We start from the raw sequence: 16,657 nt of genomic DNA on the forward strand, positions 1-16,657 counted from the left end.
TTTAACGTATGACAAAAGAAGAACTTAAAAAAAAGGTTTGTAACGCAATAGCAAACCGAAAAGCTGACATCAAAGCCATTGCTCAGTCAATTTGGGCAGAACCAGAGCTTGGTTATAAAGAACACAAAACAGCTAAAAAAGTCGAAGAAGCCTTTGAAAAATTAGGTGTACCATTTAAAAATAAATTGGCTATAACTGGCGTAAAAGGTCGCTTAAAAGGCGGAAAAGGTAGTCAGTACAGCATTGCTGTTATTGGTGAACTTGATGCCATTATTTGTGCAGATCACCCAGCTGCTGACGAAACATCTAGCGCTGCGCACTGTTGTGGGCATAATGCGCAAATTGCCAATATGATGGCAGTCACGATGGGATTAATTGATGCAGGGGCTATGCAATTTTTAGCGGGCGATGTCGTACCTTTTGCGGTGCCTGCTGAAGAATATGTTGAAATCACTTATCGAAATCGCTTAATTGAAGAAGGTAAAATCAAATATATTGGTGGCAAACCAGAGCTAATTTCTCGGGGTGAATTTGACGATGTTGATATGGCACTGCAAATACACTTAACTAGCGTACCCAATGACCGCCAAGATGGTTTTATCGAAATATCAACCACCAGTAATGGTTTTATCGGTAAACTGATTAAATATAAAGGCGAAGCGTCACACGCGGCGGCTGCGCCACATGCGGGTGTCAATGCTTTAAATGCAGCAATGATGGGAATGATGGGGGTGCATGCTATTCGCGAAACATTTCAAGAAAAAGACTATATTAGATTCCACCCGATTATTACCCAAGGTGGTGATTTAGTTAATGTGATTCCAAGCGATGTAAGAATGGAAAGCTATGTACGAGCAGGCAATGTGCCCGCCATGATTGATGCCAATGAACGAATTAATCAAGCACTAAAAGCAGGCGCTATGGCGGTTGGTGCCACCTGTGAAATTAAGGACTTGCCTGGCTATCTACCATTAAATAACAACTCAACGCTTAACGAGCTTTTAAAACGTAATGCCGAAGAGTTAATTGGTGAAGAAAATGTTTCAGTTGCCCCTCATATGACAGGAAGCACGGATACTGGCGATCTATCCCATATTATGCCTGTTAGCCACCCATGGATTGGTTCGGTTCGAGGTGTTTTACACGGTAAAGATTATACCGTATTTGATGAAGATATGGCTTACATCCGTCCTGCGCAAATGATGGCCTGTACAATTATCGATTTACTTTATGACGACGCAAAACCAGCACAAACACTGATGTCAGAATATAAACCACTCATGACCAAAGAAGAATATTTAACATTCCTATCTGGCTTTGACAAATAATCTTAATGGCTTGGCACATTGTTGTGCCAAGTTTCTGTTATAATGCTTCTTCATAATTAACCACAATAAACACCCACTATGCAAGAACTGACTGATCAAGAACTGTTTCGTTATGATAGACAAATCACATTGCGTGGTTTTGATATTGATAAACAACAAATATTAAAAAACAGTTCAGCGCTGATCATCGGTTTAGGTGGACTCGGCTGTGCGGCATCGCTCTATTTGGCTGCATCAGGTTTAGGTAAATTAACGTTAGTTGATTTTGATACCATATCAAAATCCAACTTAAATCGACAAATCTTATATACCGAAAGAGCTATCAATCAATACAAAGTCGAGGTTGCAAAAGAAGCCTTAACCAATATCAATGCCAATACGTTAATTGAAACAGTGCATCAGCAACTTGACGATGACAAGCTCATTGCGCTTATCAAACAGAATAATATTGTCATCGACTGTACTGATAACTTAGTGACACGAGAGCAAATTAACCGTTGTTGTTTTCATGTAAAAAAACCACTAGTTTCTGGAGCAGCAATCCGTATGGAGGGATTATTAAGCGTATTTACTTATCAGCCTGATGAACCTTGTTATCACTGTTTGAGCCGCTTATTTGGTCAAGATCAGCTCACTTGTGTTGAAGCGGGTGTCATGGCACCACTTGTTGGCATGTTTGGCACCATGCAAGCCTTAGAAGCCATCAAAGTGCTAACCCAATATGGAAAACCATTAATTGGTCGTGTATTAATGATTGATACAATGACAATGGAATTTAACCAAGTTAAATTTACCAAACAACTTAACTGTCGCATTTGTGGAAATAGTCATACTAATCAGGTTTCTCAATGAAAATTAATCGCATTATTTTAGCGCCCATGGAGGGTGTGCTTGATTATCAAGTCAGACAACTTTTAACTTCAATTAACCAATTTGATTATTGTGTGACTGAATTTATTAGAGTAACCCATCATAAATTATCTAATCGAACCTTTTATCGCCTATGTCCTGAGCTTTACCATAACGGAAAAACTAAATCTGGCACGCCAGTTCGGGTGCAAATTCTTGGCCAGTCGCCAGAATGGATGGCGGAAAATGCCGTTAAAGCTATTGAATTAGGCTCTTATGGTATCGATATCAATTTTGGTTGCCCAGCCAAAACAGTCGTTGGCAGTCACGGAGGCGCTTATTTATTACAATATCCCAAGCAGATATTTAATATTGTTAGCCAAGTAAGACAAGCAATTGGGGCAACGCATAGATTATCAGTCAAAATTCGCTTAGGATGGGATAATAAATCACATTGTCACGACATCGCCAGCGCCATTGAACTTGCCGGTGCCAATGAAATTGCTATTCATGGCAGAACCAAAGAAGACGGCTATAAAGCCGAAAAAATAGATTGGCAAACAATAGGTCAAATCAAGCAACATCTAAACATACCCGTTATTGCTAATGGTGAAATTTTTTCTATTGAGGATGCAAAAAATTGCATAAACCAAAGCCAAACTAACGACATTATGCTAGGGCGTGGTATTTTAACGATTCCTAACTTAGCCAATATGATTCAAACTGAACAATCAGCATTCAGTTGGCAACAAGTGATGAAAATTTTAATCCACTATGCGACATCCTCCATTGATGACGTTAAACCGCTTTATCATTCTGCACGCATCAAACAGTGGCTTGCTTACTTAAAGCAGCACTATGCTCAAGCAGCAGAAGTTCTACAAAATATTCGAACACTCAAATCACAACAAGAGATCTGTGATTTTTTAGCGAATAATAGCCTAAATAAGCGCCTTAGGTAATAATAAAATAGCTAATTGGTGTTCATTTATTATAACGATGTAGAGGGATGGGGGTTCATAAAAATCGGTCAGGAAAGGTATTGATTTTATTAAAGTTTTTGACAAGCTATTTCACCAAAAAACTTTAATAAATCAATACTTTTTTGTGATTATAATTGATTGGGTGCAGTGGTTTCGGACGTATTGGCTTTGTTGAACAAAATAAACTTCGAATTTAAACCACAACAACCGCACTCCCAATAAAGCGCCCCAACTACGCTAGGGCGCTGTTCTTTAATAAATTATCCTCTGTTTGCACCATCTCCCCCCCCTCCACGACCTAAGGATTAAGGGCTAAGAAATAAAAGCTAAGGTGTGGTGCAATAAATGTGCTCGCGGTACGACCCATCTCTAATGCGGACATCACCGCCATAGACAACAAAGTAGACACCGCTATCTGTAGCGTCGCTTGTCCAGCTGGAGTCCCAGAAGCCTATAAAGTTGGAGCCCCCGTCAATGTAATAATGGCCTAAGTCGCCCCACTCCGTGAAAAATCCTGCGCCTATATAACGCGTGTTATACCATGTATTTGACGACGGCGTGGCACCATCTATGCCATCATAACATGGGAACCGATTATCTGAACCACACTTCGCGTTAGTTAACTCCTTGAGCTTTGGCGCACGATAACCCAAACTACCACACCAAGATATTTGGTTAGACCAATAATCCTGTTTAGTACCTCGATGGACAAACCACTGTCTCAACACAAATCCATACCTCACCTCATTCCCACTACTATCTCTACCCACCAACTCAAATGTCTGCGGCAAAGATGGCACGGTTAAAGGGCTAGGATTATCTGACTGCATTTGAGCATCACTTGCCTTAGGTCCCGTTAAGGTTACTCGCGTTACATAACTAGATCTATCATCATCCTCATAAATCCACGCATCCTCTTCCTCACCTTGTTTTGGCAGTCTCCAACTCACCGTAGCTGTTATCCCTCCACGCGAGACTGAAGGCCATGTCAACTGACTGGCATCAACCCCAGCTATGAGTAAATCAAAATACAAACCATCCCCCCCCATTGTTGGAAAATTAAGGCCGTAAGATGACGAACTTGTTGACTGAACTAAAAATCCCTTATTAGGAACCATGCTAGAGGGTTTGAAGACAGAACCATTAGTATTCGGCCTGACAAAACAAATACGAGTACCACCATACGGATTAATATAATACGTCACTGTTTGACTACTAAAATTTCTTGTATTAGGTAACCCGTACTTTGTTTGTAAACCTCCTCCTGTACTACTTAATGTCATCTTATAAGGAACCTTACAAATATCTAATGCTTCACTACGACTTACAGTATTATTATCCGCATCAGTAAAACTCACCGATACACTTCCCGTCGCAGTAACACCATTAGTACCCTGACCATCCCCATCGTCATCTCCCCAATTACCTTGAGTAATTAAGTCATTTAAACTGACTGTATTTACCGATAATGGCACCACCATGTGTATATCATTAAAAGTAGTTCCATTGACTAGCTTTATCGGATTTCTCGAACTTGATGTGTTAGTTGATGGCTTGAGGGTTCTACCATCCGGCAACTCAATAGCTAATAAATTATCCGTCGAAGTCACTTTAGTTAGTCCACCATCAAAAGTTAAATACGGCGCGTTACCCTCAATTTTCCTTGATGTATGCGATGTTAATGCCTGAGAACCTTGCGTGTATGATAATAAAAGCAGTGGTGCAAAGAACAGCGAGAATTTAGTTGATTTAAATAAGTTATGTGATTTAGATAACCTAAATAAATTAGATAGGTTAGAGAAGAAAAATGAAAAAGGTAAAAAACTCAACCTCCACAAAAAAAACACCGATATATCCGACGACTTTACTAAACGTGATGATTTCGATAACTTCGGTGATAAAAATAAGAAAAGAGTCTGATTTTGACTATAGTGAAAATAAAAAAGATTTAGGGCGTAGGTTTGGCAAGCAAGATGCCAGATATGATAGTCATGGTAACGCATTTCGATTATCCAGTCAATTAAATTTATGTTTTTATTTAAATTTAAATAAAAACAGCTCAATTAATGAGCACTACTTTATTTTAAAGTGCCTGAATCATATCCTGTTGATTAATAATGCGCTATTTTTTTTTGTTGAAAATTTGTAAAGTTTTATTAAATAGATAGCTCGTAGAAATAAATAATTATACTTTGTTGAATAAATGCAGCAATTATTGAAAATATTATCATCATAAAAATCAATAATATTACATTGATTTTATTAACAATATGAACATTAGCGTAATGAAGAACAAGCGACAACAGGCCAAAAAACCATAATGTATCTACAAATTTATTTTGATAGAAATAAATTGAAATATCAAAATCTAGTAACCGAAATACGTCTAAAAAAAACAACTCAATAAAAAATAAACTACACCACCAATAATGGGGAGAGTAAAAAAAGACACTTTATTCATCTTATTTCCTTATTAATTTTACCTAAACGTTCCTGTTATCTAAAATTTTTAACAAAATTTTAATTATTGTTTGTTGTTAATCAATTCGTTTAATAAAGTGTTTGATCTTAAATCCCATAGCAATCAACGACGCAAAATAGACAACGATTCCAACAATTACCAATACAAACAATCGCCCAATACGAACCAACATTGAACCTGTTGACCAGTCAGGTAATAAGTGTGAACCAAACCATAATGCCGCAGACATTAAAATTACCGCTATGATGATTTTGATTAAAAATCCATACCAACCGGATTGCGGTTGATAAAGTTGTTTTTTACGTAATTGCCAATACAATAATCCAGCATTAAAGCAAGCGGCTAAACCAATGGATAGTGAAAGGCCTGCATGCTGTAATGGCCCGATAAAAACGAGATTCATTAGCTGTGTTAAAATTAAGGTGACAATTGCAATTTTGACGGGGGTTTTAATGTCCTGACGCGAATAAAATGCGGGTGCTAACACTTTAATTAAAATCAATCCAAGTAGACCGATAGAGTAAGCCACTAAGGCTCGCTGTGTCATCAATGTATCATTTAAGGTAAATTGACCATATTCAAATAAAGTTGATATAAGTGGGCGAGAAATAACGCCCAATGCAATCGTGCTTGGTAAGGCCAATAAAAAGCAGAGGCGTAATCCCCAATCTAACAACTCTGAATATTGTTTATGGTCGCCTTTAGAAAAGCTTTTGGCTAACGATGGCAATAATATGGTACCTAATGCCACACCAAGCACACCGGCAGGAAATTCCATTAATCGATCCGCATAATACATCCACGAAACCGAGCCAGAAACGAGAAATGATGCAAAAATTGTATTAATAATTAATGATATTTGTCCAACAGATACCCCTAAAATTGCCGGCCCCATCTGTTTTAAAACCCGCCAAACACCACTATCTTTAAAATTTATACGAGGTAACACTAGCATGCCAATCTTTTTTAAATAAGGTAGCTGATAGAGCAATTGCAAAATCCCACCAACACCAACCGACACGGCAAGTGCTAATACGGGAGGGTTAAAGTAAGGTGTTAAAAATAGCGTGAATATAATCATACTCACATTGAGTAGTGTTGGCACAAAAGCGGGAACCGAGAAACGATTCCACGTGTTGAGTATAGCGCCAACAAGTGAAGCCAGTGATATAAAAAAGATATAAGGAAAGGTTATACGCAACATCGTCGTTGCAAGTTCAAATTTTTCGGTTGATTCTTGCATAAATCCTGGTGCAGTTAGCATAATGATAAAAGGTGCAGTGACAACCCCAATTAAGGTCACAATAGCTAATACTAGCGTTAATAATCCTGCAATATAAGCAACAAAGGTACGAGTTGCCTCAATACCTTGCTGATTTTTATATTCCGCTAAAATAGGCACAAAGGCTTGCGAAAAAGCACCTTCAGCAAAAATACGCCGTAGTAAATTAGGAAGTTTAAAGGCCACAAAAAAAGCATCGGTCGCCATGCCAGCGCCAAAAAAACGCGCAATAATAGCATCACGCACAAAACCTAATACACGAGAAACCATCGTCATTGAACTTACAGTGGCTAAAGATTTTAAAAGATTCATATCCAATTTATATAAAAAGTATACAGCTGAAAACTGATAAGGAAGCATAGTCTACAAACTATTACTTTAAATCACCATGCTTTTTTCAAGAAATAATGGTTTTTATTGATGCCGCCAGCATAATACTGACGGATGATAAGTTTAACGATCTTTTAATGGAATAAACGGCATGAATTGACCGATATTTTTATAAGCAGGGCGAATAATTCGGCGATCATCAAAATTAAGCTCTTCAATTCGATGAGCACACCAACCAACAATACGTGACATTGCAAATAATGGCGTATAAACCTCTCGAGGCAAGCCAATCATGTCATAAACAAAGCCAGAATAGAAATCGACATTAGCGCAAACTTGTTTTTTTGTTCTGGCATTTTTTCGATTCAAAATAGCATGGATAGCGCGTTCTTCAAGCAAATTTAAAAAATTATACTCTTTTTCTCGCCCTTTTTCTTTGGCTAGTTCATACGCCATTTCTTTGAGCAACACAGCTCTTGGATCTGATACCGTATAAACCGCATGCCCAATACCATAAATTAGCCCCTTTTTATCAAATACATCTTTATTTAAAATACGTTGTAAATAGGCATCAATTTCATTTACATCACTCCAATTTTTAATTTCTTTAGCTAGGTGCTTAAGCATTTTACCCACTTGTAAATTAGCACCACCGTGTAATGGACCTTTTAACGATCCAATACCTGCCGCAATTGATGAGTAAGTATCAGTGCCTGTAGAGCTAGTCACTCGTACCGTAAATGTTGAATTATTTCCGCCACCGTGTTCTGCATGAATAATCATTGCCAAATCCAGCACTCGCACATCAAGTTCAGTATATCCTTCAGATCCTTTCATCATATATAAAAAGTTTTCAGCAATGGAAAAATCCTCATTTGGGTGGCGGATATGTAATGATTTACCTTTAGCGCTGTGACTTAACATATTATAAGCATAGGCAATAATGGCAGGAAATTTTGCAATGAGATCTATGGATTGCCGCATTAAATTATCACGAGATGTATCATCAGCTTTAGAATCATAAGTATACATTTCAAGCACTGTTCTTGCTAAAATATTCATCACATCATGACCTTCAAGTTCCATGATAGCAATCTTAGTTTGCTTTTCCAGTGCCATTGATTCACAAAGTAATCGTGAAAAATCGTATAACTCTTCTTTATCGGGTAAAGAACCTGATAATAGTAGATAGATCGTTTCTTCAAATCCTGTTCGTTGCTCTTTTTGTGCATTATGTACAAGATCTTCAATATCAATGCCTCGATATAATAATTTTCCTGGAATAGGTTTTAATGAACCACCTTCTAAATGTTCATAACCTAGCACATCTCCAATTTTGGTTAAACCAACTAATACGCCAGTATGATCAGCGTTACGTAACCCACGTTTTACATTAAAAGTTTCAAATAATTGTGATTCAATTTTACTAGTGTTTTTAATCGTTTCTGATAATTTATAAACTAAATACTTTTCTTTCATTTATTATTTCCTCTTTTGTTATAAATTATCGATTACTGCTTGAGTAAATTCAGTTGTAGATAACGATTGCCCATTTTTCATAAAACGAGCTAAATCGGCTGTTGCCTTACCTTCTTGAAATAAGCTTTGCATTGCATGGGTAATTAATTGTCCAACTTCATACCAACCAAGATAATCAAACATCATCACACCTGATAGCAATAATGATGATGGATTTGCTTGATTTTTTCCTGCAATATCAGGAGCTGTGCCATGTGTTGCTTCAAAAATAGCATGACCTGTCAGATAGTTAATATTCGCGCCAGGTGCAATACCAATGCCCCCGACCATCGCAGCAAGTTGATCTGAAACATAATCACCATTAAGGTTTAACGTTGCAACAACAGAATAATCTTCTGGTTTTAACAAAGTATTTTGTAAAAATGCATCACAAATCACATCTTTAATAATTAATTTTGACGAAGATTGAGCGTTCTTTAATGCTTGTTCTGCCGCTGATGTGCCAGCCGTTTTTTGGATTTTTGCATATTGATTCATAGTAAAAACAGCATCAGTAAATTCTTTCTCTGCTAGTGCATATCCCCACTGTTTAAATCCCCCCTCTGTAAACTTCATAATATTACCTTTATGTACTAGGGTAACAGAGGGTAATTTATGGTGAAGAGCATATTTAATTGCAGCTCTAATTAAACGTTCTGATCCTTCAATTGAAACAGGTTTGACACCAAATGACGAAGTTTTAGGAAAACGAACTTTACTAACGCCCATTTGTTGTGATAAAAATTGGTAAAATTTTTCAGCTTCCTGTGTGCCTTGTAGCCATTCAATACCAGCATAAATATCTTCAGTATTTTCTCGGAAAATAGTCATGCTTACTTTTTCGGGATGTTTTATTGGTGATTCCACCCCTTTGAACCAACGAACAGGACGCAGACATACATAAAGATCTAATTCTTGGCGAAGAGCAACATTGAGTGAACGAATCCCATCCCCCACAGGCGTAGTTAAAGGACCTTTGATACCAATAAGATATTGTTTAAAAGCATTCATAGTTTCTTCCGGTAACCATGCACCATTCAAGTTGAATGACTTTTCACCAGCAAGTACTTCTTGCCATTTAATGCTGCGTTTATCTTGATAAGCTTTTTCAATCGCTTTATCAAAAATTGTTCGAGCAGCATTCCAAATCTCTTTACCCACACCATCGCCTTCAATAAAAGGAATAGTTGGATGATTTGGGACAATTAATTGTCCATTTTCAATTGAAACTTGCTGATTCATATTGCATCTTCCCCCTCTTTTTTCAGTTAGTTAAATCCTTCCTTCAACTTATTTAAAGCACTACCTGCTTTAAACCATTCTATTTGAGATTGATTATAAGTATGTGCAACAGCAAAAGAGTCCACGCTTCCATCTTGATGATGAAGTATCATTGTCAGCTCTTTATCTGGTGCGAAATCTACTAACCCAATAATGCTAATTTTGTCATCCTCACGAATTTTGTCATAATCGTCTTTATTAACAAATGTTAAAGCTAACATTCCTTGTTTTTTAAGGTTCGTTTCATGAATTCGTGCAAATGATTTAACCACAATGGCTTTAACATTTAAAAAGCGAGGCTCCATTGCGGCATGTTCCCGTGATGAGCCTTCACCATAATTTTCTTCAGCTACAACAATTGAGCCTAGTCCTTGAGCTTTTAACTGACGAGCTAATATGGGTACTTCAACATAATTACCTGTTTGCGGATCTAAAACTGAGTTGGTTTTTTGATTAAAGGCATTAACTGCACCAATTAACATATTATTAGAAATATTATCTAGATGTCCTCGAAATTTTAGCCATTTACCCGCCATTGAAATGTGATCGGTAGTACATTTACCCGTTGCTTTAATGAGTAAGGGTTGTGAAGTAATGTCTTTTCCATCCCAAGGTAAAAAAGGTGAAAGTTGTTGTAGCCGCTCTGAGTGACTTGAAATATGAACTTCAACCGCACTGCCATTGGCTATGGGTGCTATATAACCAGCATCATCAACAACAAACCCTTGCTTAGGCAACTCATCCCCTACTGGTTCAGATAATTTCACTTTCTGGCCTTTATCATTGATTAAACTATCAGTGAGTGGATTAAAGCTGAGTTTACCTGCAATCGATAATGCAGCTACAATTTCAGGAGAGCATATAAATGCATAAGTATTTGGGCTACCATCATTACGTTTAACAAAGTTACGATTAAAAGATGTCACAATCGAATTTTTATGTTCATCAGCAACTTCATCACGACGCCATTGCCCAATACAAGGTCCACAAGCATTAGCCATAATAGCTGCACCAGCTTGTTCAAAGCGACTTAAAATGCCATCTTTCTTTGAGGTGTATTTCACTTGTTTTGAGCCAGGGTTAATGATTAATTTTGCTTTTACCTTTAGTCCTAATTGATTTGCATTATCAATCACTGAAGCCGCACGCATCAAGTCCTGATAAGAAGAGTTAGTACATGAACCAATCAAGCCTACCTCCATGTTATCAGGGTAATTATGCTCTTTGATAGCAGTAGCAAGTTGTGAAATAGGATAAGCTAAATCAGGTGTAAAAGGCCCATTAACATAAGGCTCCAATTCAGATAGATTAATTTCTATTACTTGATCATAGTATGTTTCTGGTTGTACTAAAACAGCCTCATCAGGATTGAAACAGTCCGTTAACATATTTGCTAAATCAACCACTTTTTGGCGTCCTGTCATCGTTAAATAATCAGCCGACTTTTTACTATAAGGGAATATTGATGTTGTTGCTCCGACTTCTGCCCCCATATTACAGATAGTTGCTTTTCCTGTTGCTGATAAAGTTGAAGTCCCTTCACCAAAATATTCAATCACGGAATTGGTGCCGCCTTTAACCGTTAAAATTCCTGCTAGTTTTAAAATAATATCTTTTGGTGATACCCAACCTGATAGATTACCAATCAATTTTACGCCAATGATTTTTGGCATTTTCAATTCCCAAGGCATACCAGCCATAACATCAACAGCATCTGCACCACCAACCCCTATTGCGAGCATTGAAAGTCCACCAGCATTTGGCGTATGTGAATCAGTGCCAATCATCATACCTCCAGGGAATGCATAATTTTCAAGTACGACTTGATGAATAATACCTGCATCGGGCTTCCAAAACCCAATACCATATTTATTCGATACATCACGTAGAAATTGATAAACTTCTTGATTATTACTTTCTGCAACAATTAAATCATCATGAGCATTTTTATAGGCTTGAATAAGGTGATCACAATGCACTGTTGAGGGCACAGCAACGCTTTTACGACCTGAATTCATTAGCTGTAAAAGCGCCATTTGGGCAGTTGCATCTTGCATAGCAACGCGATCGGGTGAAAAATTAACATAATCCTCCCCCCGTTTATAAACCTTAATCTCTTCACCTTCGGCTAGATGTGCATAAAGAATTTTTTCCGTTAAGGTTAACGGTTTTCCAATTTTTTGGCGGATCAGCTCAATCTTTTGTGGATAACTTTGGTAAATTCGTTTAATTAAATCAATATCAAAAACCATAATTAAGCCCCCATTGCATATATTATCCTTTCAGATTTCACTTACAATCAAAATGAATGTTTATTCTATTTTTGTGAATTAATATTCATTACAATATACTAATAATTTTTTTATGCAATCTTGTATTAAAATCTTTTATTAACCGCTCTTTTTGATAATTAATTAAAATTACGTAGAACAAGTACGATCGATAGTTTGATTTTTACACTATCAAAATATTAAATATTATGCACATTAAAGAAAATTCAAAATTGCGTGATCATATAAATAAAAATAATATAAAAAAGTTGCAAGTTAAGTGACAACCAGCACAAAACAATAGCTAAAAGCCATGTTTGCCTGCATGATCGATCTATGCTACATTGTTTTTCCGAATAATATTTACACTAATTTTATTATGAATCAAACAACTAATCCGTCACCAATAAGAACGGGTGGCTTTCTAAATACTATTGAACGAATTGGCAACAAAATTCCCGATGTAACAACACTGTTTTTTTATGCATTAATCATCTGTTTTGTAGCTTCTTTATTACTCTCTTTTGTAAACTTTAATTACATTAATCCTGTTACGCAAAATAAGCTTGTTGTTGTCAATATGCTGGCTCCCGATAATTTGGTCACTTTTTTTACCAAGATGGTGCCTAATTTTGTCACGTTCCCGCCACTTGGCATTACAATTGTGGCAACATTAGGTATTGGTATTGCTGAAAGTAGTGGTTATATCCATGTGCTACTTAAAAAGTTATTAGCTATCACTCCTAAAAAATTAGTGACACCATCAGTTATTTTTGTCAGTATGGTTTGCCATATTGCTGCTGATTCAGCTTATGTGATTTTAATGCCTGTATCAGCGATGATGTTTTATGCAATTGGACGTCATCCACTAGCGGGGATTGCAGCTTCATTTGCAGGCTTAGCTGGTGGGTTTAGCTCAAGTTATACGCCATCAATTATCGATCCAATTATGCAAGGCTTTACCCAAAGTGCTGCACAAATTATCGATCCCTCTTATCAAGTCAACGTGCTTTGTAACTACTTTTTGAGCTTTGGCGGTACCTTTTTTGTATTATTAGCTTGCTGGTTTGTTACCGATAAAATCGTCGAACCTCGTTTAAATGCAACCATGCCTTTAAATAATGATTTAAAGTTAGATAATATTGCCAATTCGCCAGAAATCACACCGATTGAGAACCGAGCATTTAAAGTCGCTTCAATTGTCTTTTTAGCGATTGCTATTGGTTTGGTTTTATTATTATTACCAGAAAACTCTTTATTACGTGCTCCTGATGGAAGTATGACAAGCAATAAAGCTCCAATTATGCAAATTATTGTGCCACTATTGTTTGTATTTTTTGCCATTCCGGGATTAATACACGGTTTTATAACCGGAGCATTTAAATCGTCGCGCGATATTGTAAAAGCGATGGAGAACATCACAAAATCTCTTATTCCATTTATTGTTTTTGCGTTCTTTTGTGCACAATTTTTATATGTCTTTTCTCATTCACAAATTGGAACATTAATTGCGATTGGTGGTGCTGAGTTTTTAAAAGCGCTACATCTGCCTTCAGTTGTCACAATCTTTGGAGTGATAATTCTAACGAGCATGTTAAATGTGTTAATTACCTCTGCATCGTCTAAATGGGCCATATTAGCACCGATTTTTGTACCAATGCTTATGTCAGTTGGCATCTCACCAGAATTAACACAAGCGGCTTATCGTATCAGCTCGGCAGTTAATGTTAGTACACCAATGTTTGCTTTTTATCCTTTGATTATTGCTTATTGCCAGCAATACTGTAAAAACACCGGTGTAGGCACATTAAGTTCGATGATGATTCCTTATACCGCCGCACTACTTATTGCATTAACGGTAAACTTATTGCTCTTTTGGTTCTTAGGTCTACCAATTGGTTTTGACAGTGGCTATGTATATCCACCCGTAAATAATTAGTTACCATAAGGAGTCAAACTATAATGAATATTACCGAACAATTAGTTGAGCGTTTTTTACGTTATGTCAACGTTCCAAGTCAAAGTGCTCTTGGATGTGCGCATGTGCCCTCAACCCCAGGGCAAACAGAATTAGCCAAATTACTCAAACAAGAGTTGATCGAACTTAATTTACAAGATGTTCACCTTGATGAGCATAGTATTGTAACGGCTAAACTACCAGGCAATAATCCAAATGCGCCCAAAATTGGTTATGTTGCTCATCTTGATACGGTCGATGTTGCCTTATCAGATAAAATCAAGCCACAGAGAGTGACCTTTACCGGTCAAGATATCCTGTTAAATAAAGATAAAAATATCTGGTTTAAAGTTGATGAACATCCTGAATTGAATAAGTATCTTAATGATGAATTGATTGTCACTGATGGCACAAGTGTACTTGGTGCTGATAATAAAGCCGCCATTGCCGTTGTGATGACAATGTTAGATCAATTACAACAACAAAATCTTACACATGGTGATATTTATGTGGCATTTGTACCTGATGAAGAAGTAGGCTTAAATGGTGCTAAGAAACTTGATTTAAATCGCTTCAAACCTGATTTTGCTTATACAATCGATTGTTGTGAACTAGGTGAAGTCGTTTATGAAACTTTCAATGCTGGCTCAGCAATCATTGAGATTACTGGTGTATCTGCTCATCCAATGTCGGCAAAAAATGTTTTAATCAATCCTATCCGTGTAGCTAATGATATTATTAACTGTTTTGATAGTTTCGAAACACCTGAACATACCGAAGGTAAAGAAGGTTATTTTTGGTTTAATGATATTGTTGGCAATCAAAGTACCACAACATTAAAAATGAGTATTCGTGACTTTGATTTAGCTAAATATGAAGCACGTAAAGCTTATATCCAAGAAGTGGTGAGCTTTATTAGCCGAAAATATCCAAGGGCTAAAATTGAGTGTAAAATTACCGATATTTATAGCAATATAGCTAACTATTTGGGTAATGATCGTCGCTGTATTGATTTGATTTATCAATCATTTGAGCACCTCAATATTCAGCCAAATACGATTGCTATGCGGGGGGGAACGGATGGTTCAGCACTTTCTGCTAGAGGTCTTACCACACCAAATTACTTTACTGGTGCACATAACTTTCATTCGTGCTTTGAGTTTTTACCATTATCATCATTTCTTAAATCTTTTGAAGTAACGATGAAAATTATCGAATTAGCCGCCAAAGCTAAGTAATATAAAAAAGGGGGGAGTATCTCCCTTTTTCTTCCTTTTAAGCATACTAATAAATGTAGGGATTTATTCTGTTCAAGGTTCAAACGTTGAAATGGTATTAGCTAAAAATGAAGTAAGTGAAGATTTATGAGATAAATGGTGGGTCGTGAGCGATTCGAACGCTCGACCAACGGATTAAAAGTCCGCTGCTCTACCGACTGAGCTAACGACCCATTTGACAAAAACCACTTTACCTTTAGTACTTAAAGCCACAAGCGATTTCGGGTTGGTATAATACTTATAATTATAATGCTACGCAACCCTTTTATTGCCATTTTCACGCAATAGCTGGTTATTTATACATTTTACTTTAGTGACGCTAATTTTTTATTCGCAAGAGCAACTGCATTCTTATCTTTTGAATACTTATTCACCACTTGTTGAAAAACAGCTTTAGCATTTTTAGTATCCCCTTTATCAAGTAAAATCAATCCTACTTTATAAAGGCTATCAGCGGCTTTTGGTGAAGATGGGAAATCTTTTACCACACTCGCATAATAAAATGAAGCATCATCTTTTTTGTTTTGTTTATATGAAAGTTGACCGAGCCAATAATTAACGTTGGCTCGGTAATTAGACTTTGGGTAGGTTTTTAAATACTTTTGAAACGCGGCAATGGCTTCATTATTTTGTTTGCCATCATTAACAAACTGCATGACAAAATTATAATCAGCTTTATCATCACCTGAAGTTGTCCATCCAGATAAATCTGAAGACGAAGATGTTGATGAAGTCGAATCAGAAGATGGAGCTGAGTTATTTTCTTGTGAGTCAGAATTAGAATTTGATGAAAATCCAGAACCATTAGCCATTTGCTGTAAAATCATTTTTTGGCGTTCAATTACCTGATTCAATTGATATTTTGTTTCCTCTAACTGACCACGGAGTGTATCTACATCAGCTTGTAAATCACTAATTTTTTGTTGGTTTTGAATTATTAATTGCCCTTGAGCTTGAATAGTTCTATCAATATCAGAACTACCCGCAGCACAACCATAACCTGTAAATAAAAGAAACAGGAACAATGTGAGTATTTTTTTATGCATATTATTAGACTCGGCGTGAACTTAGAAAATAAAAACGGCTGAATAATCAGCCGT

At 36.7% G+C, this 16,657-nt stretch carries 11 protein-coding genes and 1 tRNA gene; 5 read left to right on the forward strand and 7 right to left on the reverse strand.

Annotated elements, in window-relative coordinates:
* The first annotated feature begins 8 nt into the window (after positions 1-8).
* From ACYIAJ_RS04280 to dusC, 3 genes are all read left to right on the forward strand, one after another.
* A complete protein-coding gene (locus ACYIAJ_RS04280; RefSeq protein ID WP_483564392.1) occupies positions 9-1,328 on the forward strand; it encodes an amidohydrolase in 1,320 nt (439 codons plus the stop codon).
* A 78-nt stretch (positions 1,329-1,406) separates the two neighbouring features.
* Positions 1,407-2,180 (forward strand): molybdopterin-synthase adenylyltransferase MoeB, encoded by a 774-nt coding sequence (locus ACYIAJ_RS04285; protein WP_483564393.1) that lies wholly within the window; start codon positions 1,407-1,409, stop codon positions 2,178-2,180.
* Complete coding sequence (gene dusC, locus ACYIAJ_RS04290; RefSeq protein ID WP_483564394.1) at positions 2,177-3,139, forward strand: tRNA dihydrouridine(16) synthase DusC; 963 nt, start codon at positions 2,177-2,179, stop codon at positions 3,137-3,139. Before ACYIAJ_RS04285 ends, dusC begins: the two co-directional genes overlap by 4 nt.
* A 347-nt stretch (positions 3,140-3,486) precedes the next feature.
* Here dusC and ACYIAJ_RS04295 read toward each other — a convergent pair whose 3' ends face one another.
* The 5 genes from ACYIAJ_RS04295 to ACYIAJ_RS04315 form a co-directional block, all read right to left on the reverse strand.
* Positions 3,487-5,163 (reverse strand): hypothetical protein, encoded by a 1,677-nt coding sequence (locus ACYIAJ_RS04295; RefSeq protein ID WP_483564395.1) that lies wholly within the window; start codon positions 5,161-5,163, stop codon positions 3,487-3,489.
* 534 nt (positions 5,164-5,697) lie between these two features.
* Entirely contained in the window at positions 5,698-7,236 is a 1,539-nt protein-coding gene (murJ, locus tag ACYIAJ_RS04300; RefSeq protein ID WP_483564396.1) for a murein biosynthesis integral membrane protein MurJ, read from the reverse strand.
* Between the two features lie 141 nt (positions 7,237-7,377).
* Positions 7,378-8,733, reverse strand: a complete 1,356-nt coding sequence (locus ACYIAJ_RS04305; protein WP_091350729.1) for a citrate synthase — start codon at positions 8,731-8,733, stop codon at positions 7,378-7,380.
* 18 nt (positions 8,734-8,751) lie between these two features.
* Entirely contained in the window at positions 8,752-10,014 is a 1,263-nt protein-coding gene (gene icd / locus ACYIAJ_RS04310) for an NADP-dependent isocitrate dehydrogenase (RefSeq protein WP_483564397.1), read from the reverse strand.
* 26 nt (positions 10,015-10,040) lie between these two features.
* Positions 10,041-12,305 (reverse strand): aconitate hydratase, encoded by a 2,265-nt coding sequence (locus ACYIAJ_RS04315; RefSeq protein WP_483564398.1) that lies wholly within the window; start codon positions 12,303-12,305, stop codon positions 10,041-10,043.
* Between the two features lie 397 nt (positions 12,306-12,702).
* Here ACYIAJ_RS04315 and ACYIAJ_RS04320 point away from each other — a divergent pair, with 397 nt between their 5' ends.
* Together ACYIAJ_RS04320 and pepT are read left to right on the forward strand one after the other, a co-directional pair.
* A complete protein-coding gene (locus ACYIAJ_RS04320) occupies positions 12,703-14,262 on the forward strand; it encodes an AbgT family transporter (protein WP_483564399.1) in 1,560 nt (519 codons plus the stop codon).
* 23 nt (positions 14,263-14,285) lie between these two features.
* A complete protein-coding gene (gene pepT, locus ACYIAJ_RS04325; protein ID WP_483564400.1) occupies positions 14,286-15,518 on the forward strand; it encodes a peptidase T in 1,233 nt (410 codons plus the stop codon).
* Positions 15,519-15,654: 136 nt separating this feature from the next.
* Here the strand turns inward: pepT and ACYIAJ_RS04330 are convergent.
* Positions 15,655-15,730 (reverse strand) — tRNA-Lys (locus tag ACYIAJ_RS04330).
* A 132-nt stretch (positions 15,731-15,862) separates the two neighbouring features.
* Positions 15,863-16,603, reverse strand: coding sequence for a tol-pal system protein YbgF (ybgF, locus tag ACYIAJ_RS04335; RefSeq protein ID WP_483564401.1), 741 nt, complete (start codon positions 16,601-16,603; stop codon positions 15,863-15,865).
* Positions 16,604-16,657: the final 54 nt, after the last annotated feature.

Source organism: Gilliamella sp. X-46 (genome assembly GCF_057063525.1).